Origin of the sequence: Bacillus sp. N447-1 (assembly GCF_022701035.1) — a bacterium.
In the GTDB taxonomy this organism is placed as follows: Bacteria; Bacillota; Bacilli; order Bacillales; family Bacillaceae_G; genus Bacillus_A; species Bacillus_A cereus.
Genome location: NZ_CP065509.1, coordinates 1,513,996 through 1,538,754 on the forward strand (window position 1 = coordinate 1,513,996; position 24,759 = coordinate 1,538,754).

The following is a 24,759-nucleotide window of genomic DNA, read 5'->3' on the forward strand; positions in this document are numbered from 1 at the left end:
ATTATTACTAAATCAACTTGTACATGTTTCCATTCATTTGTCACATACATATGTTATTTTGACCAAGACTATATTGTAAATGAGGTGACAACATGCCCATTACGAATCGATTTTCTACCACCACTAACGGCGCACTCGCTATTACTGGAAATACTTTAGGCTTAAGTAAAATTAGTAATCAAAACCGTGCTGGTACAATCGGGGCAATTGGTGCATTCGCAACTACGAATACTGCTTTACAAGTAACTACTTTTCCTGCTGGTACAACATTAAACTATACACAAAATAGTTCTACCGCTATTTTAAATATCCCTGCTGGTAGTACTATTCTTTACGCAGAACTCGTTTGGGGTGGAAACTATTTATCTCGTGATCAAAACATTACGAGTGTATTAGGAAATCCAGTTTCTTTTACAACACCTATTTCAACATACTCGATTACTCCTTCAGCTGTTACGGCTTCAAATCAAACATTTGTTTCAAACTCTATTACATTTGGCTTTTACACTCGTTCAGCAGACGTAACAACCCTTATTCAAGCGGGAGGTGCTGGTTCCTATACTACAGGCGCGGTTCCTGGACTTGTAGATCCTATAGATGCTTCTAATGGAACAATTAATTCGGCTGGATGGACGCTTATCGTCGCTTATCAAAACGGGACATTGCCAGCAAGAAACTTAACCATTTATGTAGCGGGTAACCGTGTTTCTGCTGATACCGGTAGTGCAGATGTAGCCGTTTCTGGATTTTTAACACCTTCAGGAGGACCTGTAAGCGGGAGATTATTTTTAAGTTCTATTGAAGGAGATGCAGATTTAATAGGGGATCAAGCATTATTTGGACCAAATTTCAGTTCATTAAATGCTTTATCTGGGCCAAATAATGCTGTAAATAATTTCTTCGGTTCTCAAGTTAATAATGCTGCAGGAAACTTAGATACAACTGGGACATTTGGAACGCGAAATCAAAGTGCTTCTACAGGTACAAACATCTCCGCTGGAAGACAGGGCTGGGATATTACTTCTATTGATATTTCTCCTTATTTAACAAACTCACAAGTATCCGCCGCAATCCGTTTAACTACTAACGGAGATGCATATATGTTAAATACAGTCGGCTTACAAATTAATATAAACTCCCCAAATATACAAGCAACGAAAAGCGTAAATAAAAGTGTTGCTGCAATTGGAGATATTCTCACTTATACAGTTACTATCCCTAACACCGGGCTTCTTCCTGCCAATAACGCTATTTTTATAGATAGCCTCCCTAACGGTACTTCTTTTATACCCGGCACTGTAACAGTAGATAACGTACCACAAACAAATGCAAATCCCGCGGCTGGTATATCTCTTGGAACAATTAATAATGGTACTTCTCGCACAGTAACTTTCCAAGCTACTGTCGTTTCTCTTCCAAGTCAAAATCCTATCTCTAACACTGCGAATATTACATTTCAATATACACCTATCGCTGGAGGAACAACCTTTAACGGTCTTGCAACAAGCAACTCTGCTGGAACACAAATTAACCTGGCAGATATTAATGGAACAAAATCAGTTAACAAACTTTTCACAGATATTGGTGAAACATTAACTTACAGTATTGCCTTAGCTAATATAGGAAATATTGCTGCAACAAATGTTATATATACGGATCCGATTCCTAGCGGGACTACTTTCATTCCAGGAAGTGTAACTGTGAACGGAGTTACTCAAGCTGGCGCAAATCCCGCTAATGGTATATCAATTGGATCAATTGCTGCAAATTCTACTACTACTATTTCATTTCAAGTATTTGTTCCTTCTATCCCCCAAACAAATCCAATATTAAATAGTGGTACAACAACATATCAATACATTCCTGTACCAAATCAACCTGCAGTAAGTGGGACTGATACGACCAATATCGTATCTACTCAAGTGAATAACGCTACTGTAACAATGGCAAAAGCAGTAGATAAAAATTTTGCAGATATTGGTGATACACTAACGTACACCGTTTCCTTTACAGGTACAGGTAATACAAATGCGAACAATGTTATTTTTACGGATGTCATTCCTACTGGAACAGCTTTCGTTCTAAACAGTTTAACAATAGATGGCACGACACAAGTGGGCGCAAATCCCGCTAGCGGTGTGAACATTGGATCCATCCCAAGCGGCACAATAAAAACTGTTGCATTTCAAGTAGTAGTAAACACAATACCCGCGTCAAATGTCGTATCTAACGGATCAAGCGCTTCTTATCAATATACCGTCAACCCTAGCCAATCTCCCGTTACAAAAAACATTTCTTCTAATCTCGTTTCCACTCAAATTAACAATGCGAATTTAACATTAACAAAATCAACTAACAAACAATTTGCCACAATTGGCGAAACGATAAGTTATACAATCCTTATTACAAACAGTGGAAATGCAGCCGCTAATAACGTTCAACTAACAGATCCACTTCCAAACGGAACGATATTGACTCTTGGTACTGTAACACTAAACGGAGTTTTGCAGAATGTAGATTCTCTCGTTGCTTTACCTATCGGCACAATTCCTGGTGGAGCTACTTTTACCTTATCCTTTCAAGTAACAGTCATTAACATTACTGCCCAAAACCCTATTATTAATAATGCTTTCGCCTCTTATATTTACACTGTAAATCCAAGTTTGCCACCGACTTCAAAAACAGCAAATTCTAATTCTGTTACATCAACAATTAGACTAGCAAATCTCCACGTTAATAAATCTGTAGATAAAACGTTTGCGGAAGTTGGCGATGTATTAACTTACACCTTTGCTCTTACTAACGATGGAAATGTTGCAGCGAACAATGTATTACTATCTGATTCAATTGCGAATGGAACCGCCTTTGTCCCAAACAGCGTTATAGTTAACAGTGTTACTCAGCCAGGCGTTACACCAGCTAGCATCAATATTGGTAGCATCAATGCTAATACTACAATTACAGCTTCATTCCAAGTAGTAATAACTAGCATTCCAAATCCAAACCCTATTTCAAATAGCGCTTCCATCTCCTATAACTTTATCGTTGATCCAAACACTTCACCTGTAAGTAAGAACACTACTTCAACCACTACATTTACTCAAGTAAACGATGCAAATGTCATTTCAGCCAAAACAGTGGATCGAGAGTTCGCTACCGTAGGGGATATATTAACTTATACTGTTACTTTGACGAATGCAGGAAGTGTTTCTGCTGATAGCCCTACTTTCGTAGATACGAATCCAGACGGTACTACCTTTATTCCAAACACTTTTCTTATTAATGGTGTACTTCAAAATAACGCAGATCCAAATATAGGTGTTCCGCTACCTTCCATTGCTGCTAACGGTTCACTTACCGTCTCTTATCAAGTAACCGTCACCTCTTTACCAACACAAAATCCAACATTAAATTCATCTAGTACACAGTATAGCTTTATTTTAAATCCGGGCGATCCACCAACTATAGAAACATCTGTAAGTAACACTGTAAGTACACAAATTAATTTAGCAAATGTCGTTATTGTCAAAGAAGTAGATTTAACTATCGCCGACGTCGGGCAACCAATCACATATACAATTTCTTTAGCTAATCTTGGCAATACTACAGCGAATAATGTTATTGTTACCGATATAATCCCTAATGGCACCACTATCGTTCCAAATAGTATTTTTATAGATGGTGCTTTACAACTAGGTGCAGACCCTAGTGCCGGTCTTCAAGTGGGCTCCATTCCTTCGGGTGGTTTTACAACGATTGTGTTTCAAATAAGTGCAAATGGGCTACCTTCACCAAACCCAATTCAAAACAGCGCTTCACTTCAATATAGCTTTATCGCTGATCCAAACTTACCTGCTCTTGTTAGAAACACTGCTAGCAATATAGTAACTACACAAATTAATACTGCTAATATCGTTGCTACAAAACTAACGAGTACGAACTTCGCTGATGTCGGTGATGTCATACTATATGCGACTATTTTAACGAATAACGGGAATATTCCTGCTGCTAATGTAACATTTACAGATATCATTCCAGCGGGTACCCTCTTCATTCCTAATACTGTAACGATTAATAATGTCCCTATAGCTAATGCAAATCCTGCTAACGGCATTTCGATTGGTACGATAGGAGCGAATTCATCACGCACTGTTGCATTCCAAGTTTTTGTACCAACTATCCCTGCTGTAAACCCAATTACAAATCAATCAGGCACAACATTCCAATATACGTATGATCCATCCAAACCAGCTGTAATGCAGATGGTTGCTTCTAACACTGTACAGACAACTATTAATAACGCCTCAATTGCCGCTACTAAATCGGCAGATAAACAGTTTGCTAACGTAAATGATATTATTACGTACACAACTACTTTAACGAATAACGGGAACACACTTGCATCAAATGTAATATTTACAGATGTAATTCCAAACGGGACATCGTTCATTCCTAATAGTGTTACTGTAAACGGGAATACACTGCCTAATGTCAATCCAGCAAGCGGAATTGCAATCGACCCAATAAATTCGAATGCAAATACAATCATCTCATTCCAAGTACAAGTAAATTCTATCCCGAACCCAAATCCAATCCCGAACCAAAGCAATACAACGTACCAGTATGTCGTAGATCCTAACTTACCTCCAGCATCCGCCAATACGTTAAGTAACGTAATAACAACTCAAATTAATAACGCTAATATTGTCGCTACTAAGTCTGTGAATACACCGACAGCTGCAATTGGTGATATTGTTACCTATACGATTGCAGTAACAAATACAGGTAATATCCCTGCTAGTGCAACTGTTTTAACAGATGGGCTTGGCGCAGGAGCTTCATTTATCCAAAACTCCGTAACTATCAATAATGTTCCACAACCAGGATTAGATCCATCACTTGGTGTTCACTTGGCAGATATTTCGCCAGGAGATACTGTATTCATTACTTTTCAAGCACAAATTTTAGCGATACCACCTAGTGGCACATTAACAAATAATGCTCTTGTAAATTATGAATATACCGTGAACCCAAACCAATCTCCTGCTGTTGGTAGCACCGTAACAAATACAACAGTTACACCAATTATTGACGCTACTTTAGTAATAAATAAAAGCGCTAGTACAACTTTCGCTACAATTGGTGATACAATTACACTCACTTCAGCTGTTACAAACAACGGAAATACTACTGCGAACAACATTATTTTTACTGATACAATTCCAAACGGTACTACCTTTATCCCAAATAGCTTTAAGATAAATGGTGTAACCGTTCCGAATGCAAATCCACAAAACGGTATCAATATTGGTAACTTGAATTCAAATGCATCTGCTACACTCAGTTTTCAAGTAAACATTACAACACTTCCAAACCCTAATCCAATCCCGAATAAATCATCGCTTCAATATAGCTTTATTGTAGATATAAATGAACCGCCAGTTTCACGAACAGTTCAATCTAATAAAACCTTTACACAAGTAAATACTGCTTCTGTTATCTCAACAAAAACTGCAAGCAGTGCTTTTGCTGCTGTTGGAGATACAATTACGTATACAACTACCCTCACCAATAGCGGAAATACTACCGCAAACACACCTGTTTTTATCGATATATTACCACCTGAACTTTCATTCGTTCCTGATAGCGTACAAATTAATACCATCCCACAACTTGGATTTAGACCAGATAGCGGGATTTCTTTAGACTCAATTCCAGTTGGAGGAACGACAACAATTAGCTTTCAAGCTATCGTTGGCTCAATACCAGTTACAAATCCAACTTTGAACCAGTCTAGCACGACATACTCGATCATTGTTGATCCTACCCAGCCGCCGGTGACAGAAACAGCTACAAGTAATCCAACTTTAGTTCAAATTAACGAAGCGATTATTCAAGCAACGAAAAGTGTGGATCGACTATTTTCTGACGTAGCACCTGGAAATTCATTTTTAACGTATACTGTTTTATTGGAGAATATAGGAAACACAACTGCTACGAATATCATTTTTACAGATCCAATTCCAAATAATACAGTGTTTATAGAGGATAGCGTTCGAGTAGGCGGGGTTTTATTACCTGGGGTAAATCCCGCGAATGGGATACCAATTGGGGATATTATTGCAGGAGATTTTACAAACGTTACCTTCCGTGTGCAAGTAGTTAGCATTCCAAATCCAATTTTCACAATTGGACCTGGGGGGCCAAACTCACCAGTTGTAAACGGAGCTTCCATTGATTATCAATTTATGACAGGACCTAATTTACCACTCGTTTCAAGAAATACGACATCTAATCCCGTTTCGACACAAATAAATTCTGGGGAAATTGTGGCAATCAAATCTGTAGATAAAACTTTCGCAACAATTGGCGATACAATTTCTTATACGATTACATTAAATAACCCTGGAAATGTCACTTCACAAAATATAATTTTCACAGATATTTTACCTGACGGAACGACATTCATATCTGGCACTCTTACAAACGATTCTGGTACACAGCAAATCGGAAATCCAGCTAACGGGATTCAGATTGGAAATATAAACCCAAATGGAACGGCCGTTATTACCCTCAACGTACTTGTTACAAACATTCCAAGTATAAATCCAATTTCTAATTCTAGTTCTGTACAATTTTCACATGTGGTCGACCCTAGCCAACCTGCCGTATCACAAACGAATGTATCTAATACGGTTTCGACAACTATTAACAGTGCGATATTAACAACCCAAAAAAGTGTGGATAAATCTATTATTTCCGTCGGGGATACACTTACGTATACAACAACTATTACAAATACAGGAAATACACCAGCTACAAATATAACTTTTACAAGTGCAATTCCTCCTAGTACTACTTTTATACCAGATTCCGTCACAATAAATGGCATCCAACAGCTTGGTGCACAGCCAGCACTCGGAGTAAATATACCAAATATCGCGTCTGGTGAAACAGTAACTGTTACCTTCCAAGTAAATGTTATTTCTGTTCCTCCTTCAAGTTCAATTATGGGTAACGATACAATTTTATATTCTTATACTGTTGATCCAAACGGAACTCCTGCTACTACTTCTACTTCAACGAATATTGTCACAAACCCAGTATTAGATGCTATGATAACGATGATAAAATCGGTCGATCAAACACTTGTAACACTAGGCGATACTATTACCTATACGACAATTTTAACGAATAACGGCAATACAAATGCAACGAATATTACTTTCACTGATCTTATACCAGATGGCACAACATTTATTACTGACAGCGTTACAATAAATGGAATCACACAAATTGGATTGAATCCTAATACAGGCATAACGATTGGATCAATTGCCCCTAACAGCTCAATATCTATAGCATTTCAAGTGACCGCTACTTCTACCCCTGTTCAAAATCCTATTGCCAATTCCGCTACTGCTTCTTACACATTTATCGCTGATCCAAATGCACCGATTGTTTCAAGAAATGTTACTTCAAACACAACGTTTACTACAATTAATACTGCTACCATTCTTTCATCGAAACAAGTTGATAAAGCTTTTAGCCACATCGGAGATACACTCACTTATACTGTCACTTTAACAAACAATGGAAATTCCTCCGCACAAAATGTTATTTTCACAGATGCTATGTCGAGCGGAACGACATTTATTACAAATTCATTTTCTATTAATGGAATTCCTCAAAGTGGTGCAGATCCAACAAACGGTGTAAATATTGGGCCGATAACAGCTGGGGCTACAGTAACTGTTTCATTCCAAGTAAATGTGACGTCATTACCAACCCAAAACCCAATTGTAAATTTCTCATCAACATCGTACCAATTAGTCTCACCACCTGATGCAGAAACTTCAATTAGTAATCCTGTTTCAACACAAATTAAAGAAGCAATATTATCTATGACGAAAAATGAAAGTGTATCCTTTGCTGATATCGGGCAAACTGCTTTTTATACTACTTCTATTACCAATATAGGCAATACCGATGCAACTAATATAGTATTCACAGATGCATTACCAAGTGGACTCACATTTGTTCCTAACACATTAACGGTCGATGGCGTTTTACAACCGAATGCGAATCCAAATACAGGCGTATTACTTGCAACACTTCCACCAAATGAAATATATAGTATCGTCTTTCAAGTTACGGTGAACAGCATCCCACCTATTAATCCTGCACCAAATACAGCAGCAACGACGTATGAGTTTACTGTTGATCCTGTTAATCCTCCCATTTCAAGTGCAGCTACTTCCAACACTACACTTCTTCAAATAAACAACGCAACTATTATTAGCACAAAAACAGCAGATCTTACTTTCGCGGATATTGGTAATACAATAACATTTACACTTAACCTCCCTAATACCGGGAATACGGCTGCAACTGATGTAACTATTATCGATATTCTTGATAGTAATTTAAGTTTCGTTCCAAATAGTTTCACAGTTAATGGGCAAACCATTCCAAACGCTGATTTATCTACTGGTGTAAATATTGGTTCCATTAACGGCGGTAATGCAGCAATCGTCACATTCCAAGCAACTGTTACCACACTTCCTACACTTAATCCTATTTCTAATTCTGCTTCTATCACATATCATTATGTCGTTGATCCTAGCCAACCATCTATTACAACGTCCAATCAATCTAATACAACGACCACACAAATTAATAGTGCTATTCTTACTGCACAAAAAAATTCAAATGTATCTACGGTAGATATCGGGCAGGATATTACCTACACCGTTACAATTACAAATAGCGGCAATGTTAGTGCAACAAATGTTATTTTTACCGACCTTATTCCAGACGGAACTTCATTTGAACCGAATAGTTTTACACTGAACGGAACTAGCATCCCAAATGCAAATATCATTACAGGCGTTCCAATTGGTGATATTGCGCCAAACCAGTCTGTAATCGTAGCATTTCACATTAATGCCAATGAAATTCCACCTATAAATCCAATTACTAATCAAGCTAGCGTTAGCTTCCAGCATATCGTTAATCCAGCTAATCCTCCAGTTTCAAAAAACATTGCTTCTAATAGCGTTTCAACACAAATTGAAAGTGCAATTTTAAACACTACTAAAATAGGAGATAAAACATTTGCAACGATCGGTGATACGATTACGTATACAACAACGATTACGAACACAGGAAATATTCCAGCTAACAATGTTGTATTCTCAGACCCTATACCATCGTGGACACAATTTGTTGTAGGATCAGTTGTTGTTGATGGAACTCCATTACCATCCGCTTCTATCATTGACGGCGTTGGCATAAATACAATAACTCCAAATCAAATCGTAACAATCGTATTCCAAGTTCAAATTGTAAGCAATCCAACAACGCTCACACCTGAACTCCAAAACTTAGGATTTGTTAACTTCCAATATAACGTAGGCAATGCATTACAGGCTCAACCTGGCAATGTGGAAACGAACGTCTTCGTTACCTCTATTAATTCAGCAATACTTTCAGCTGTAAAAACTGCTAATACAGCCTTTGCAAATATTGGAGATACGATCACTTATACAGTTTTGATTCAAAATAGCGGCAATACAAATGCAACGAATGTAAATTTCTCAGACATGGTTCCAGCAGGTACGACCTTTGTTGAAAATAGTTTTGCTGTAAATGGAAGTACCATTCCAGGCGCAAATCCAAATAATGGAGTTAATGTCGGAACAGTTAGCGTAGGTAGTTCCTTAACCGTTACTTTCCAAGTCATAGTTACATCAACTCCACCTTCAAATCCGATTACAAACGTAGCATCTATTCAATACGCATTCATCGTTGATCCGGCCTCTCCTCCTGTTACAGGCACGATAAATTCTAATAGCGCTTCAACACAAATTAATAACGCAACTGTTACAACTGTTTTACAAGCAAATCGAACAATCGTATCTATTGGAGATGTAATTACGTATACAGCGACATTAACAAATACTGGAAACTTTCCTGCAAACTCTGTATTACTCATTAACGGAGTTCCTGAAGGAGCATTATTTGTTCCAAATAGTGTTACGCTCAACGGAATTTCACTTCCAGATGCAAGTCCAACTCTCGGTATTCCAGTTGGTATTATCGCACCAGGTGATTCTGCTACTATTACGTTCCAATTTCTTGCAAGTTCTATCTCGCCGCAAGGAGCGATTATAAATCAAGCACTTACAAGTTACACGTATATTGTCGATCCAAGTCAACCTCCAGTTACAGCAACATCCTCATCTAATACAGTTAATACAGCTGTTGTTGATGCATCATTATCCGCAATTAAAAGTACAGATTCTCTCGTACAATCTACTGACGGTACAATCACTTACACAGTAGTCGTTCAAAATAACGGAAATACTACTGCAAATACAGTTACTTTAACAGATTTGGTCCCAGAAGGAACTGCATTTATTCCGAATAGCGTAACTATTAATAGCGTTTCCGTTCCAGATGCTGATCCTAACGTAGGAATACCATTAAACTCCATCACACCGTCAGAAATCGTCACTGTAACATTCCAGGTTATCGTTCAATCTATTCCAAGCGTGAACCCAATTTCTAATACAGCCCGTATTGACTACACTTTTATCGCCGATCCAACTGCTCCTATCATCTCTCGAACAATTACGTCTAATCCCGCTTTCACACAAATTTCAGATGCGACTATCCTTTCTTTAAAAGGAGTCAATGCACAACAAGCAACAACAGGTGATATTTTGACTTATACGATAACACTAGAAAATACCGGAAATATTCCAGCTACTAATCTCATATTTTCAGATACTATTCCCCAAAATACTACATTCGTAGAAAATAGTTTTACACTTAATGGAACAACTATACTTGGTGCCAATCCAAATGTAGGTGTTACTTTGCCTACCCTAGTAGCAAACGCTACTCATCTTATTTCGTTCCAAATTCTTATTAACGATTCATTCTCGCAAGAATCGATTACAAATCAATCCAATACAACATATACAATCCAACCAGACCCAGGGCAACCGCCTATTAGTGAAACATCTACTAGTAATATCGTCATTACAAATTTCGTGCAAGCTCAATTGACAATTACAAAAACATCCAATCCAACAACTGTAGATATCGGTGGAACTATACTTTATATTTCTGAAGTGAAAAATATCGGTAATGTTGACGCAATAAATATTAATTTCACAGATTCTATTCCAACTGGGACTACATTCGTTCCCGATAGTGTCACAATTAACGGTGTCCTTCAGCCAGGTGTAAATCCTGAAAACGGAATACCAATTGGAACAATTCCAGCAAACAGTTCCAAAACGATACTATTTCAAGTGCAAACAAATAATCCACCGAATGAAACTGAAATTGTAAATCAATCTTCAGCAACTTACCAATATGTAAGTATTCCTACAGCCCCACCAGTAAATCGCTCTGCAAATTCTAACATTGTTACAACATCACTTCAAAATGCAAATATTATTTCTGTTAAAAGTGCGGATGTAAATTTCGTATCAATCGGGCAAATGATTACCTACACAAATACACTTCAAAATATAGGAACCGTTCCGGCTAACAATATCGTGTTCATTGATAACATTCCAGAAGGTACTATATTCATTGAAGATAGCTTAGCAATAAATAATGTAATTCAGCCTGGCGTGAATCCTGAAAACGGAGTAACTCTCGGCACGATACAACCAAATGAAACAGTCACTATTTCATTCCAAGTACAACTTACAAATATACCAGAGGGCAATACAGTCATTAATATTTCAGACACTTCGTACGAATACCAAATTGACCCTAGTTCTCCAATTATTCAGCGTAGATCGTTATCAAATGCAGTAAATACTGAAGTGCGAACGGCAAATGTTAGTGCAATTAAATCCGCTAACAGATCCATTACACGTATCGGTCAAATCATCACATATACAGTCGCAGTTACAAACGCCGGTACCATACCTATTACAAATACTCTCCTACTTGACGCAATTGCTTCTGGCACCACATTCGTTCCAAATAGCATTCTTGTAGATGGCGTACCAAGACCTAACGAAAATCCAATTACCGGTATCAATCTTGATATAATTCTTCCAAATAATACGATTATCGTTACGTTCCAAGTAAGCGTAGTTTCTATACCGCCACAAAATAACATTAATAATATCGCCGTCATTCACTATGAGTATCGACCAGACCCAAGCACACCACCAATTTCAGAAACGACCTCTTCCAATGCTACAAACATACAATTTATTGATGCTATTCTTATTGCTACAAAATCTGCTAATACTGTATTAGCTACTATTGATGAAACCATTGAATATACAGTATTCATTCAAAATAATGGATCGGCTACAACTAACTCCATCTTTTTTACAGATACTATAGCAGATGGAACAGTATTTATTCCAGGAAGTGTAATAGTTAATAATACTGTACTTCCTGCAGCAGATCCGAATATCGGCTTTTCCATCCCTAATGTCGCAGCAGGTCAAATGGCTACAATAACATTCCAAGTTTCCGTTACGAATTTACCTACTGTAAATCCAACACCTAATACTGCAAACATCGCCTACGACTTTATTTTCAATCCTGACTTTGCACCAATTCAAAAATCTACTACTTCCAATACTACTTTCGTTCAAATTAATGATGCTGATATCGTTTCACTTAAAACTGTTGATTTGACCTCTGTAACAATTGGTGACATTTTAACTTATACAACAACTTTAACGAATACAGGGAATACGGATGCCACTGCTGTTGTATTTACAGACAATATACCTGATGGAACAACTTTTATTGACGGTAGCGTTTTAGTAAATAACATTCCTCAGCTTAACGCCAATCCAGGTGCAGGTATACTTGTAGGAACGATTGCTCCTAATATTTCTATCCCAGTCACATTTTCTGTTACCGTCGTAGCTCTCCCAACTAGCGGTCATATTCAAAATCAATCAACTTCTCGTTATACAATAAACGTGGAAGAACAAATATCGACTAGCAATATTACCTCCACTGAAGTTATTTCTGCTAATGTAATTGCGACAAAAACAACGCCTATCCAATATGCTGACTTACAAACTATCATCCCTTATACAATTTCCATCATAAATAACGGAAATATACAAGTCGAAAACATTATTGTTACAGATATCATCCCAGCAAATACGAGCTTTATAGAGAATAGTGTTATCGTGAACGGCAATGCTCGGCCAAATGACAACCCTCTTAACGGTATACAAATTGATAACATTCCGCCTAATACGACAGCAACTATTCTATTCCAAGTACGGGTTACTTCGATTCCACAAACAAATCCAATCTCTAACACGAGTACAGTTGAATACCAATACACGGTACCAGATCGACCACCTATTACCGAAACTATTATTTCATCAGCTGCTTTAACAGAAATTAATCACGCGAATTTGAATAGTAATAAAGCTGTTGATCTTGCATTTGCAACGGTTGGTGATACGTTAACGTATACGATTACACTAAATCAAACCGGTAATGTTGCAGTAAATGATGTAATCATTCAAGATATTATTCCTCAAGGTACTACGTTTATAGAAAATAGCGTCATTGTAAACGGAGAAACTCTTCCAGGAGCGAATCCAGTAAGCGGCATACCAATTGGTACTATAACTATTGGTGGAGATGCTATCGTTTCATTCCAAGTAACTGTGACTTCTATTCCAACACCAAATGAACTAAACAACAACGCAATTACTACTTTTAACTATATAGTCAACCCAAATAACGTACCCGTTACAAATACGACTACAACAAATACCGTCACAACTACTGTCCAAAATGATAATGTCATTGCCATAAAATCTGTTGATGTAACGAATGCCTTACCTGCTCAAACTTTAACGTATACAATTACGATTATGAATAGCGGTAATGTAACGATTGAAGACCTTCTTGCTATAGACACCGTACCAATAGATACGACTTTTGTTGCTGGTAGTGTTACGATTAACGGAATCAATCAGCCTAATGAGAATCCTGAAAATGGTATTACGTTAGGAAATCTTGCTCCTAATGACTCTGTTATTATTACGTTCCAAGTGACAATATCTTCTTCTACTCTTCAACCTACAATTAATAACGATGCTTCTGTTTCCTATACCGTTATCATTGATCCAACAAAACCACCTATTAAAATTACAAAGCAAACAAATACCGTTACAACGACAGTCATTGATCCGATGGTTCGTATTGAAAAAACAACTGACAAATCTATTGTCGTTATAGGAGATATCATTACATTCACATTAGCGGTATTTAATCACTCCCCAATTCCGACAATCAGTACTTCTGTTATAGACACAATTCCAGTTGGTACAACATTTATAGAAAACAGCGTAACAATTAACGGTACTCCCGTTCCAAATGTTCGTCCAGACACTGGTATTAATATCGGCTCTTTACCTGCAGATTCAGTAGCAACTATAACATTCCAAGTTCTCGTAACTTCTATTCCTTCAAATAGTACAATTATAAATTCTGCAACAGTTACCGCTGCCTTTCAATTGACACCACAGGATCCAATTATTACTTTCATTGTTAATTCAAATATCGTTCGTATACCAGTTCAATTTATAACTACAACAGTCACGAAAAATGCTTCCGTCAGCTCAGCTTATTTAAATCAATATTTTGATTACACGGTGCGTATTACAAATACTTCCGAAATTTCACTCTCAAATATTTCTTTACAAGATACCATTCCAGCAGGTTTACAATTTATAAACGGCACTGTCTTTATTAACGGTGAACGCTCTCCACTAGCGAATCCGAATATCGGTTTCCTAGTTGCCACTAATTTAGAGCCAAACGAAACAATTATCGTGTTATTCACAGTACAAGTAATAAGTCCACCTGTTAATAATCAATTTAAAAATACGGCCAATATTTCGTTACAACTTCAAGTCTCGCCTACCGATCCACCAATTACAGTAACCGTTACAAGTAACGAAAATATCGTCACCTTTGTTCCAGAAAATCCAGATGAAACACTTCCAAATTTAAATTGCTTCTTTGACGGTGAACGCTTCATTCGCATTACTCCTCGAAATGTACGAAATTACCTTTGGACTTGGATTTGGTGGAAGTAATTGAAACAAAAAAGAGATTGTAGTTTGGTTGAAACCAAATTACAATCTCTTTTTCATTACCTATATCCCACTACGTTGTAACTCGTCCAAGGATATACAATTAAACAACATCTCAAGTTATCTTAGTCGTAATAAGTTGGCCAGCTTCATTAATAGTAACTTTCCATTTCACTCCACTAGCAGTCTTCATGATTATACCTTTACTTGCCTCTATTTCAATATCTCCAAACATTCTTCCACCAGTTGTCGCTAACCAAGCGTTCCCGTTTTCCATAGAAGACCTTGCAAAAATACGATTAATTCGAAAACGCTTATGATCTTGAGAATAACCACTTAATGTAATTCTAACTTTATATAACTGACTCGCCTTCATATTCGATATAATTGTATCGCCAACATTTAATGGAACATCCAACGCGATAACCCAACTTCCAGTTGCGCTTAATGCATATTCAATTTTAATTTTCTTTGGGCTCTCTCCCCACCCAAAATACATTCCAAAACAATTTAACATTTGTATTGGTTTTTTCGTAAAATCCAGTTCAATTACAACTGGATTACTATCTGGAACGTCAATATAGTTTACACTTTGTTCATCTATTAAATTAAAGCAATTTGCGAGATTCCCCCCGTAAGGCACTTTCCCACTTACTTGCTTAATCGTATACTTCTGCTGAGCATTTACTAAAATATCATCTTGATTCCCTATTAAATGTGGTTTATTTAACGTAATCGGTAACTGAATTCGAAGAGATTCTTCATAGGTAGACTTACAAACATTGTACTGTCCTTTATCTACAATAGTTGTAGAAAGTAAATTTGAAAAAAGGTAGTTACGATGCGAATTAGAAGAAAATTCAATGACAATCTGTTCACTACTCATCCGGTACGTATCCCAAATCATACAATCAAATGTATTATACGCACCTGAGCAACGAATTGCTTTTTTCGTTTGTTGTCTACATTGCACTTGAATATCATGAAACGTATTTCCTGAACTTTCATTTGGCAAATCACTATTTCCATCTACTTCAATCCCATACACACATCCATCAATAAATATTGATTGAAATACATTGGCGTTAATCCAGCAAGGTGTATTGATATCATCTATATACTCTGTTTTCAAATATATTGCAGTTTGAAAGTTTTTAATTTGAATAAATTTAACTTGAAAGAAACTAATATAATCCCATGCCTTTTGACAATAAAAATGTATAGCTTTTCCTTTATACGATGGAGTTGTATTTATTATATTTATATTTGATATAACAGATTGATTAGGTACTTCGATTTGTTGTGAACCAGAAACATAAATGACAGCAGATTGAAACAATGAATTTATAACTTGAATAGTACCACCAACAATCGAAGCGTTACTTTGTAGCTCAAACGCATTAAAATCCCCATCAATTTGCAGCGTTACGGTAGGATCTAACTCTAATCTTACGTTTGATTTAATAACAATCGGCTTTACAATTTTGTACGTATTTACCCCTGTAATTCTAACCGTCGAAATTCGATTCGCTACACAATAATCAATAGCTTGCTGAATTGCTAATGAGCTATCATTTCCCGAGTTTGGAACTGCGCCAAAACAATCGATGTGAACGCTACCTTCTGGCGCACAATCTTCTTGGGAAGAAATATATTCTGACAAGATAAATTCACTCCTCATATTACCTTTTTCATATAATATGTGAGTTCTCTCTTAAAAGTTTCTATAATAAAAAAAACAAACGACCTACCCGGTCATTTGTTTAATTCATATATATTTTTCGTTTCTTCTATCATTTTAGTTAACGAGAAATACCTCACTGCTTTCTCTCGTGCTTTCAATCTAATATCATTTACCTTTTCTTCATTACCTTGTAGTTCCTCAAGCGCACTTGCAAATTTAGATTCGCAATATTCAGATATCAAAACACCTGATTCTCCATCTATTACCGCTTCATGTATTCCACCAACATCTATTGAAACAATTGGTGTCCCTGTAGCCATCGCTTCAATTACTACCATTGGAAACACTTCACGAAAAGATAATAAAAGTAAGGCATCCATATTCCCTATAAACTCATGTGGTTTTGAAATATTCCCTAACATCTTTACACTCTGTTGCAACCCATATTTTTCTATTTCTTTCATAATCGATTCTTTCTCTGGTCCATCACCAGCAATATAAAACAAAAAGTCATCTCTTTTTTTCAACACATTTGCAATCTTTATAAATAGTTGATGATTTTTCTCTTTAGATAATCTAGCTAATATCCCTATTTTATATGTAGATTCTTTCTTTTCTGCTGGAATAAAAACTTTTCGATATCGACACCATTATAAATTGTATTTATTTTTCTTCTGCTACATGAATTGAAATTAAATTATTCTTCTCAAACTCACTTACTGTAATAATATTGTTCACATATTTATTCATGAAATAACGAAAAAGCGTTGGCATTTTCTTTTCTAATATCGTTACATTATGTTTCGTATAAACAATTTTCATCTTTTTTTAATAAACTTTTGAATTAGAAAAGCATATAATACCATTCGCAAACTATTTGCATGAATAAGCTCTATCTTTCGTTTACAAATTTCGTTTCGTAAATAATAAATATTTCTCAAATGATTCCATCGACTAAGTAATATAAAATTTTCTTTTCTAGTAAGAGATTCATATAGTTCTCCATCACCTGCAGCTGTATAAATCTTAAAATCATCATAACGCAAATTACTTTCCAATTTACAAAAATAGCTCTCGGCTCCGCCAGTTATCAATTTATCTGTCATCAACAGTATATTCATAATTGCGTCTTCCCAACTACATTGATTTTATTTTTTTTATAAGCATGATAAGCATACTTACTAAAATAGTAAAAAATTTGCACCGAATTCAGTCGTTCTTGTTCCCTTAACAATTTCCAATACCGGAAAGCTGCTCTAATTTTATTTCTAGAAACAGAATTTGTAACAATTCTATATTTTGCTAACACTTGCTGTATCCCTTTTGCTTCATACCCTTCATGTAATAAGTTCAGCCATAACGCTGTATCTTCCGGCTGTATACTAGGCATTTCGACATATGGAATTTTTTCACGATCAATCATCACTGTTAAACAACCGATAATTGTATTTCCTACTAAATAATGATAGTCAACAGATTTTGGTGCACTCACTTCACGATTTAATTCATTACCGTTTTCATCAATTAAACTATACGACGCATATGAAAAAGCAATATTCATTTCTTCCATAAATAACAATTGTGTCTTCAATTTATGCGGCAACCATATATCATCGCTATCTAAAAAGGCAATGTACCTTCCTCTCGCCTCTTGGATCGCTAAATTCCGAGCTTTAGCAGCACCAACATTTTGTTTTAATGATAATAACCTAATACGTGAGTCTCCTTCTATTATATCTTTAATTTTTGTGGCAGATTGGTCGGTTGAACCGTCATCAACGATAAGCATTTCCCAGTTTTCATACGATTGATTCTGTACAGATAAAATTGTCTCACCTATAAATCGTATACTATTATAAGAAGGTGTTATTACAGAAACATAAGGCGGCTCGTTATGTGCTGATAGACATTTTACCATCTATCTTTCCCCTTCCTTCATATATTGAAATATACTTCACAACAACTGCTAAAAATAAAAAGAAGGCTTCGTTAATAATGAGTGACAATGACATCATCTGAAATATAAATGCAATCATAGTCAATAGAAGATATGGTTTTTCACGAAACAAAGTATGCTGCGCTAGCTTGAACATTAATATGAATAAAAACGCGCTATATAGAAGAAAACCAATTGTACCCGATTCAGACAAGATTTCTAAAAATGTATTGTGTACATATAATTTTTCATTAAATTGATACTCATAATAATTCGAAAAGTTAAAAGCACCGATTCCGATATATGGATTGGATAAATAATATTTAAAAGCAGCTTCCCATAATGTAAATCTACCACTTCCATTATCATGGGAAAAATCAGAAATTCGTTTATTTAATATGTCATCTAATTGCCCCCATTACACTATTCGATAAACTAAAAATAACTACACTAAACAATACTAAACTTATAATTATTTTTATTTTTTAGCGAAACTAGACATACATATATATACAAAACGACAAGCACAAGCGCTAGTATACCACCCTTGAAAAAGTTAATAAACTCGTCGTAACACATAAAATTAACCCTAGAATGTTAGTGATATTTTGTAAATTCGTCATATAGTACATAAAAATATTGTATTATAGAAAATAAAGATGTTAGGATCATCTAGCAATCCAATTAACCGTGGATATCCTCTATCCACTAATAAACCAGCAAAAATTTCTCTCTCTTCTCCACCGTATAAACTAAAGTATTGTAAACCGATTATATAGAGTATTAGACTTACAACATTAAATACTACTCCTACATAAGCAATAGATGATTCAAGTACCACTATTTCAGTATTCCCCAATAAATTCCTCATTATAAAATAGCATCCTAAAACGAGTAGCACGCCAAAAATCATACGAATACTAGCATTTAAATACATAGAAAGAATTCCACTTAAACAATAAATGAAATAAAACAGTAAAAATATAACTTCATGAAAATATAATTTTTGAATATGAAAGTCTTTAATTGTTAAACAAAAATATATGACTAAAAAATCATATATATCTTCAATGAAAATCCAATATATAAATTGTATTTACTTAACATAACAAATAATATTAGAAGAATAATCCATCCCATCGATACTTTCATATTATTTTCCATAGGCTATATCCCTGTTTCGTAATATAATCCTTTTGCGTATTTTTCTTATAAAAGAAAGAAGAAGTTTTTAGCTCATAATCATATAGGAATATGGCAGCTAGTACAATTAATATATTAAGAACAAGCGCAATTAAATGATATGTATGCAATATATATTGCACTCCAATAAAGGTTACACCAAAATAAATTGTATACGGTATTACAATTTGGAATACAATTTTTTTCTTCACTACACTCACTGCTATATATCCCACTAAAGCGACTATTTCAAATAAAACCATAGCGTATGCCGCTCCTATCACTCCACCAAGACTACTAAAGCTATACAGCATAACCCCACCTATCACCAATGCTACACACTGCACAACAGTTCTCTTATTTTGACATCCACTCGTCGTTAAACCATCAGCAATGGCAATATTTAAACTTTGTAGCACAATAAGAAATGATAATATTTGGAGTGGCTCTACTGCATTGCTCCATTCTTCATGAAAAAATATAGAAATAAAGTATGGTGCTAAATGATATAAACCGATCGTCATACATATTCCTACAATCGCCATTGATTTAATTTGAAGTAAATTTAATTTCGTATGCTCTTCTATATTATTCTGGTTATAATGCTTAAAGAGCACTGGAAAAAATGCACCTGCAATTACCCCTGGTACTTGATATAAAGCTGCCGGCATCCGGTACGCCACTGCAAAAACACCTACCATACTTAATGGCAATGTATAGTTAAGCAAGATAGGTGCTAATTGTGGCGTACTCATTATTAAAAAACCGCTAATAATAAAGGGAGTTAATTGCCAAAATAACGCTTTATGAATTACGACTTTCATATTCATTTTCGTCTTTTTTCTCATGATATATATACTGAATAAACCACCGATCATATACCCAAAAGCATATAAGCGAGCTGTTACATACACCGGTAACTCTCCGAAAATACAAAAACATGTAATTATAATGACAACTGATGCTGATACAACTTTTATGAGCGCTATATACTTCATACGTTCCGTCAGTTGAAAATAGGCAATCCCTATGTTTTGCCAAGTTAATCCTATTAACATGAAAAACATTACGTTTATCATCATATAAATTAAATTTTTATCCGCATACATATAATGAATAGCAATATAACCGATGATAGAAATAAAAATAAGTAGAATCATCCTTATTTTTATATACGATGATAAAATCTGCTCTAAATCTGCTCCATCCTTTGCCCCTTCTCGAAGAAACGTATTACTAAGTCCTAAGTCTGTAAAGAATAACATAACAAACGTCACTGCTATGGCAACACTAAACATCCCATAATGTTGTGCGTTAAAAAAGTTTGCTAAAACAATTAAACTGACGGCCTGAAGAAGGTTAGCTAAAATTGTACTATAAAATAGATGGATAATATTGTTTAGAATAGATCTATCCATACAAGTTCTCCTTTGCAAGTAACCTACTTACATATTTATCTTGCACCATTACCGTTCAATACAATTAAAACGGTTTTACATAAAATACGGATGTCCATCCGAAATGTTTTCATTTCAATATACTCCATGTCAAGCCTCAACTTTTCCTTTGGATCAAGATTATACCCTCCATTTATTTGTGCCCATCCTGTTAATCCTGGTTTTACTATTAAACGTTCCTTAAATTCTGGAATATACGCATCAAATTCATTATAAAAAAACTCTCTCTCTGGTCTAGGACCTACAAAAGACATATCTCCTCTTAAAATATTTAAAAGTTGTGGTAATTCATCAATTCTCGTTTTTCTTATAAACAATCCAACTTTTGTAATTCTTGAATCATGTTCTTTTGCCCATTGTGGGCCATTTATTTCAGCATCCTTTACCATTGATCTTAATTTAAATACATTAAACTTCTTCCCGTTTATACCTAAACGTTCTTGAAAGTAAATTGGAGCCCCTGATGTTTCTAAAGTAATCATAATACAAAAGAACAACATAATTGGTATCGTTAATAGTAACAATATGAGTGAAAATATAATATCAAACAAGCGTTTTACACTTCGATTCAATATGCTAGGCTTTTCTTGAGCCGGAATCGTATACAACTTGGCTTGATTTGTTTCACGAATCATGGATCGTTACCCCCACATTCAAGAATATAAAATTATACCTATTAATTCACATTCTTTCCTATTTATATCCACTATTACTTTTTGCACTGTACGTAGTGAATCTTGTCGCTTTTTAACTGCTAAGACCACTCCATCGCATTTCTCTGCAATAATGTGCGTAGCAGGAAGATCAAATACTTCAGAAGAATAAAAGAAAATGTAATCAAAATCTTCTTTCCACTTAGCAATCGCATTATCAAATTCATCCATAGCAACTAAGGGCGTCCCTGTGTATACTGTTTTTTTTGCAGGAATACAATATAAGTATTTAGACAAATTACTAGAAAAAGATTCATAATTGTAGGGGGAAGAGCTTATTATATCGTTTACTGTTATCATGTGATCACTTTGTAATAATACATTTAATTTAGGGTCAGAAAAATTCACATCAATAAGTAACACCTTTTTCTTCATTTCCGCAAACACTAGACCCATATTTACTATAAGCGAGGCAACAACCCCTCTGTCCTTCGTTGAACTAACTGTGAACAGTTGTTTTCCAGTTTTTTTCAGATCGTGATACACCGTATAAAACTGCTCTTTCATCAGATCATCATGCAGATCGAATGGCAGCTGTTTCTTTGTCCTAAACATCGACATGTTCACCTCGATATATAGATGATTGTTTATCAACCTCTGTAGGTTTCTTTTTTCTATTCGATTTCATATTTATGTGACCAATAACAGAGACTGTTGTTATTTTCTCTAAATCTTGTTCCGTGTATATACGTTCATCAAAATAATCTCGAAATACAGCTAAACCTATCCCAACAAAAAAACTAACAATTAAGGAAATAGGAATGATCAGTTGAAATTTTGGAAACAATTTTTCAGCCTGTTCCTGTAACTCAGGATCCGTCAACACTTTCACACCTTGTACATTTGTGTACTGTTGAAAACTTTGTTGTGATTGCTCTGCCAATGTCTTTACAATGTCTTTCACGACTTTCGGATTGGAATCTTTTACTGTAACAGTTACAATTTGTGAGTTGTCTGTATTCACCACCGAGATTTTTTGTGCTAATTCATAACTTGATTGCTCTAATTTCAAAGTTTTTTTGACTGTTGATATAATTAATGGGCTTTTTAAAATATCAACATACGATGTTACTAGTTGCTTATTTTCTTGTGTTTTATTTGTTGAATTTTCCTTATTAAACTCATCTAAATTCCCAACAAGAATTTGCGTTGAATATTGATATGACGGCTTTAAAACATACATAGAGATAAGAACTAAAGAAGCGGTTAAACAACACATCGTTAAAATAATCGTTACGAATCTTCTTTTCAATAATTGTTGAAAATCTTTTATACTCATTTCTTGCTTCAATTATTTCACCGCCCTTTTCTGAATAACATCCTGCAAGTCACTCTTTACAGATACCCCTCTCTTCTTTCTATCCACTTGTTTTGTTACATACTTTCCGACTCTGAATGCAAATTTTTCTACATATATATACGAAAGTATTGCAAGTATAAACGAAAAAACAAGTGAAAAAATTAAAATAATAGGCAACGGTAATATTTCATGGAGCATGTATATAAGGGAAAACAACGATATAATATGGTATAAATAAAGACTGTAAGAAATCTTCCCCAAATATAACAAGTATTTATTGCGTAGCAAGGACGACAAAGTTGATATTGACAAGCTTAATATGACAAATAGACTTGCACTTATCGCCACTACGTAGTCTCGAAATATGAAATTATTGAGCACTTTCATTTCTCCAATAAGTCCTTCGTACATAAAAAGTAAAATCGCAAATAAAAACCATGCAATTTTCGTGTTTTTAGTACAATTACTATAAAAAACTATTAATTTATTTTTATACTTCGCAATTAGTGCCCCTAGTAAAAACAGCACCGTATAATGCAACGTTAATGCATAGCTTGTTAATGTTAAGCCCGAGCGAAACAAAAATAATATTACGACAGAACATATACTAAGACTAAACAATAATAGTAATGAACACCTCAACGTTTTTCGTAAGCAAATCATCAAAATTAGCGGAAAAATTATTGATATTCGCATTTCATGGACAAGTGACCAAATCACACCGTTATATGCATCTGTATTATATTTCCCAACCAATAAAATATGTTGCGCTATTAAACTTGAAGAACTTTCAATCGTCCACGAGCGATTAAACCATTCACTTAAATAAGAAATACCATATCCACTAATTGTAGTCTGGCATATAATAGCTATAATTAGTGCTACAATATAGGGAATGTATATTCTGCATATACGTTTTAAAAGGTATGATCCATAACTACTATAGGTTTTTTGAATAGATTCATACAAAACAAATCCGCTCAAAACAAAAAAGATAATAACAGATTCATTACCACTACTAAAAATTAGACGAGCAGGCGTTTCTTTTAATAGATACACAACAAATGGTTTATTATCTTCATAACTGTAATTTTGAAATGCTGAAAAATCATTAAATGATGACCGATCATTACTATTAATGAAGAAATCCTCTTATAGAATCCAATTCCTCGTATCTCTTCATCTTTTTACATCAACTCCTAATGAAATGATAATAATCATTTCAAAGCGACATCTTTATTCATATTCCTCTCCTTTCTTTTCATTCCAATTTTTCATATTAAAATGATTTTATAGTATAAATTTGAGTGTATTGTAACATTTTTGTAATATTATGAATAGCGAATCTCAAAATTGGTATATACC

Annotated in this window: 6 protein-coding genes and 4 pseudogenes; 1 reads left to right on the plus strand and 9 read right to left on the minus strand. The window is 35.0% G+C overall.

Going from position 1 to position 24,759, the window contains the following annotated elements; translation table 11 throughout:
- Positions 1 to 92: 92 nt before the first annotated feature.
- Entirely contained in the window at positions 93 to 15,125 is a 15,033-nt protein-coding gene (locus tag IQ781_RS07515) for a DUF11 domain-containing protein (RefSeq protein WP_242808276.1), read from the plus strand.
- Between the two features lie 112 nt (positions 15,126 to 15,237).
- On the opposite strand, the gene IQ781_RS07520 is transcribed toward IQ781_RS07515, so the two are convergent.
- The 9 genes and pseudogenes from IQ781_RS07520 to IQ781_RS07560 all read right to left on the minus strand — a co-directional run bounded on the left by IQ781_RS07520 (position 15,238) and on the right by IQ781_RS07560 (position 24,577).
- Positions 15,238 to 16,785, minus strand: a complete 1,548-nt coding sequence (locus IQ781_RS07520; protein ID WP_046392531.1) for a glycoside hydrolase family protein — start codon at positions 16,783 to 16,785, stop codon at positions 15,238 to 15,240.
- A 92-nt stretch (positions 16,786 to 16,877) separates the two neighbouring features.
- A pseudogene (locus tag IQ781_RS07525) lies at positions 16,878 to 17,927 on the minus strand (glycosyltransferase family 4 protein).
- Positions 17,924 to 18,724: a glycosyltransferase family 2 protein gene (locus IQ781_RS07530; protein ID WP_000237682.1), complete on the minus strand. Its 801-nt coding sequence runs from the start codon at positions 18,722 to 18,724 to the stop codon at positions 17,924 to 17,926. The pseudogene IQ781_RS07525 and the gene IQ781_RS07530 overlap by 4 nt, the downstream one beginning before the upstream one ends.
- A pseudogene (locus IQ781_RS07535) lies at positions 18,699 to 19,906 on the minus strand (O-antigen ligase family protein). The gene IQ781_RS07530 and the pseudogene IQ781_RS07535 overlap by 26 nt, the downstream one beginning before the upstream one ends.
- Positions 19,891 to 21,342 (minus strand): annotated as a pseudogene (locus IQ781_RS07540) (oligosaccharide flippase family protein). The pseudogenes IQ781_RS07535 and IQ781_RS07540 overlap by 16 nt, the downstream one beginning before the upstream one ends.
- Before the next feature lie 35 nt (positions 21,343 to 21,377).
- Positions 21,378 to 22,016: a sugar transferase gene (locus tag IQ781_RS07545; protein ID WP_000617653.1), complete on the minus strand. Its 639-nt coding sequence runs from the start codon at positions 22,014 to 22,016 to the stop codon at positions 21,378 to 21,380.
- A gap of 18 nt (positions 22,017 to 22,034) precedes the next feature.
- Positions 22,035 to 22,655, minus strand: a complete 621-nt coding sequence (locus IQ781_RS07550) for a CpsD/CapB family tyrosine-protein kinase (RefSeq protein WP_242808278.1) — start codon at positions 22,653 to 22,655, stop codon at positions 22,035 to 22,037.
- Positions 22,642 to 23,385 carry a YveK family protein gene (locus tag IQ781_RS07555; RefSeq protein ID WP_063220807.1) on the minus strand — a complete coding sequence of 248 codons (744 nt, stop codon included), beginning with the start codon at positions 23,383 to 23,385 and terminating at the stop codon, positions 22,642 to 22,644. The genes IQ781_RS07550 and IQ781_RS07555 overlap by 14 nt, the downstream gene beginning before the upstream one ends.
- Positions 23,386 to 24,577, minus strand: a pseudogene (locus tag IQ781_RS07560) (acyltransferase family protein).
- Positions 24,578 to 24,759 lie beyond the last annotated feature (182 nt).

Bases quoted from the DNA above. Each gene is read 5' to 3' on its own strand.
- IQ781_RS07515 (WP_242808276.1), top strand. From the start codon at position 93: ATGCCCATTACGAATCGATTTTCTACCACCACTAACGGCGCACTCGCT.
- IQ781_RS07530 (WP_000237682.1), bottom strand. From the start codon at position 18,724: ATGGTAAAATGTCTATCAGCACATAACGAGCCGCCTTATGTTTCTGTA.
- IQ781_RS07545 (WP_000617653.1), bottom strand. From the start codon at position 22,016: ATGATTCGTGAAACAAATCAAGCCAAGTTGTATACGATTCCGGCTCAA.
- IQ781_RS07550 (WP_242808278.1), bottom strand. From the start codon at position 22,655: ATGTCGATGTTTAGGACAAAGAAACAGCTGCCATTCGATCTGCATGAT.